This is a genomic window from Pseudomonas sp. GD03875 (assembly GCF_029840585.1).
In the GTDB taxonomy this organism is placed as follows: domain Bacteria; phylum Pseudomonadota; class Gammaproteobacteria; order Pseudomonadales; family Pseudomonadaceae; genus Aquipseudomonas; species Aquipseudomonas paralcaligenes.
In genome coordinates this window covers 1-3250 of record NZ_JAOCCV010000070.1, presented here as the reverse complement: position 1 = coordinate 3250, position 3250 = coordinate 1, and the positions used below count along the sequence as shown (strand labels likewise).

At 65.8% G+C, this 3250-nt stretch carries 1 protein-coding gene; it reads right to left on the bottom strand.

Annotated features, from left to right (window positions below; translation table 11 throughout):
* Positions 1-3250: condensation domain-containing protein (locus N5D30_RS25965; protein WP_279911323.1), on the bottom strand; the 3250-nt coding region annotated here is incomplete at both ends.

The window sequence follows — 3250 nt, the reverse complement described above, 5'->3', positions numbered from 1 at the left end:
GTCAGTTCATGGCTGGCTACCTCACCGAAGCGCAGTTCCTCTGGCGCACCACGTTGCAGGGCCTGCGCCACCGGATAGTTCTCGAATACCAGCAGGGTGTCGAACAGCGCCTCGCCGCCCTGACCGGCCCAGCGCTGGATATCGAACAACGGGGTGTGCTCGTGTTCGCGCAGTGCCAGGTTCTGTTCCTGGAGCGCCTGCAGCCACTGTGTCACCGTCTGCTCAGGGCGCGGGCTTGCGATCACCGGCAGGGTGTTGATGAACAGTCCGATCTGCTGCTCCACCCCCGGCAGGTCAGCCGGGCGGCCTGACACGGTAGCCCCGAAGGCCACGCAGTCCTGTCCGGTGTAGCGTTGCAGCAACAGGATCCAGGCGGCCTGCACCAGGGTGTTGAGGGTCACCTTCCGCTCGCGCGCAAAAGCTTCCAGGCGTCGGGTCTGAGTGCTGTCCAGCTCCTCCACATGCTCGCCGTAGTGGTCGCTCTCGAGGGGATCCCCTGGTGTGCGAGACAGCGCCGCCGCCAGCCGGGTGGGCTCCTCCAGCTGCGCCAGTTGCTGTTTCCAGAAGGCTTCGCTGGCAGGCTTATCCTGCTCCTGCAGCCAGGCGATGTAGTCGCGATAGCGCCCGGCAGGCGGTATGGCGGTCTCTCCGGCATAGCGCTGCAGCACCTCGCCCAGCAGGTGCGAGTTGCTCCAGCCGTCCATCAGGATGTGGTGGCTGGTGTAGATCAGTTCATGGCGTCGCTCGCCCGTGCGCACGGCCGTCAGACGCAACAGAGGGGCCTGGGCGAGGGCGAAACCCTGCTGGCGCTGGGCATTCGCCAGGTCATCCAGGGCCTGAGGCAGATTCTCTCGGCTGCGCCAGTCCTGTTCGACGAAGGGAATACGGGCCTGCCGATGCACCACTTGCAGGGGCTGATCCAGTTCGCCCTGCCAGACGAAGCCGCTGCGCAGGATGTCATGATGGTCCAGCACGGCCTGCCAGGCATCCCGGAACCGCGGGATGTCCAGGCCATCGACGGTCACTCGCAACTGGTTGATGTAGGCGTCGCCGGTGTGGCTGGACAGGCTGTGGAACAGCATGCCCTGCTGCATCGGCGAGAGCGGGTAGAGGTCTTCGATCTGAGCGGGCGGCACCGGCAAGGTGTCCAACTGGCCCTGGCTCAGGTGGGCCAGCGGGAAGTCCGAAGGGGTCAGGCCCCGGTGGCCATCGTGGCAGCAGTGCTCGATCAGCCGGACCAGCTCCTGCTCATAGGCGTCGGCCAGTTGCCGAATCACCTCCTCGCCGAACATTTCTCGGCTGAAGCACCAGTTCAGGCGCAGTTCGCCGCCGTAGACCTGACCGTTGATCGTCAGCCAGTTGCCCAGCGGTGCCTCCGGTCCCTGGTCCTCGCCTGCGCCTTCCGGGGCCGGTACGAAGAGCCCCTGGTCCTGGGCGAAGCTGCCATCGAACTGCCCCAGGTAGTTGAAGGTGATGCGCGGCTCCGGCAGCTCCGCCAGCGCCTGGCGTGTCGACGGGCTGCCCAGATAGCGCAGTAGGCCGAAGCCCAGGCCCTTGTTCGGCAGCGCACGCAACTGCTCCTTGATCGCCTTGATCGAGTCGGACAGCTCCGTGGCAGGTGTCAGCTTCACCGGGAACAGGCTGGTGAACCAGCCCACCGTGCGGGTCAGGTCGATATCATCGAACAGGGTTTCACGACCATGGCCTTCGAGCTGGATCAGCGCCGAATCCTGGCCACTCCAGCGGCAGACCGTCCGTGCCAGGGCCGTCAGCATCAGGTCGTTGACCTGGGTGCGATAGGCTGCCGGGGCTTGCTGCAACAATCTCTGGGTCAGCGCCGGGCCCAGGCGGCTTTCGACATACTGCGCCTGGCGGTTCTGCCGGCTACCGGACGGGTTGGTGCAAGGCAGGTCCGCATTGACGCCTTGCAGGCATTCCTGCCAGTACGCCAGTTCCTGCTCCATGGCCGCGTTTGCCGCATGGGCTTGCAGGCGCACGGCCCAGTCCTTGAGCGCCGTGGTCTTGGTCGGCAACCGGACCGGCTGGCTGGCCTCCAGTTGTCGATAGGCGGTCTGCAGATCCTCGAACAGGATGCGCCAGGACACGCCATCGACCACCAGATGATGGATGACCAGCAGCAGTCTCTGGCTGCCATCCCCGAAGGTGGCCAACAGCGCGCGCACCAGTGGGCCGGCCTCCAGGCTCAGGCTGCGCTGGGCCTCATTGCACAGGACCTCCAAGGCCTGCTCGCTCGTCACCTCGGCCTGCCACAGGAGGGGCTCCGCCGGCAGCTCATGATGCGTGGCCTGCCAACCGTCGTCACCCTCGGCAAACCGCAGGCGCAAGGCATCATGGTGCTTGCACAGGGCCCGCAAGGCCTGCTCCAGCCGCCCGGCATCCAGCGCCTGCAGAGGTTCGAGCAGCACCGACTGGTTCCAGTGGTGACGCTCGGCGATGGTCTCCGCGAAGAATGCCGACTGCACCGGCAGCAAGGGGCTGATACCTGTCACCGGCCCCTGATCGACGAGCGAGGCCGGTTCCCCCTGTCGGGCCACCCGCGCCAGGCCCTGCACGGTCTGATGCTGGAACAGCTCCTTGGGCGTGAAACGGATGCCTGCCTGGCGTGCTCGACTGACCACCTGGATGGAGATGATGGAGTCGCCACCGAGCTCGAAGAAGTTGTCGGTCGCGCCGATTCGCTCCTGCTTCAGCACGTCTCGCCAGATCGCCGCGATGCACTGTTCCAGCTCGCCCTGCGGTGCCACAAACTCATGCAACTGACGGGTGTCCGGCTTGGGTAGCGCCTTGCGATCCAGCTTGCCGTTGGGCGTCAGGGGCACCGCCTCCAGGAATATCAGATGCGCAGGCACCATGTAGTCCGGCAGGCTGGCCTTGAGGTGATCACGCAAGGCGCTGCACAAGGCAGCGTGCTGCTCCGGCTCGACATCGGCCACCAGATATGCAGCCAGTTGCTTGCCACTCGGCCCGTCGACATCGATGACCAGGGTTTCGCGAACGGCGGCGTGCTCTTGCAGCTTGGCCTCGATCTCACCGGTCTCGATGCGGAAACCACGGATCTTCACTTGGTGGTCGATCCGGCCTGCGTATTCGATAACGCCGTCCGGGCGGTAACGGGCCAGGTCGCCGGTGCGGTAAAGGCGGCCGCCTCCTGACTCGCTGGCATCGAATGGGTCGGGCACGAAGCGCTCGGCAGTCAGGGCCGGGCGATTGAAGTAACCGCGCGCCAGAC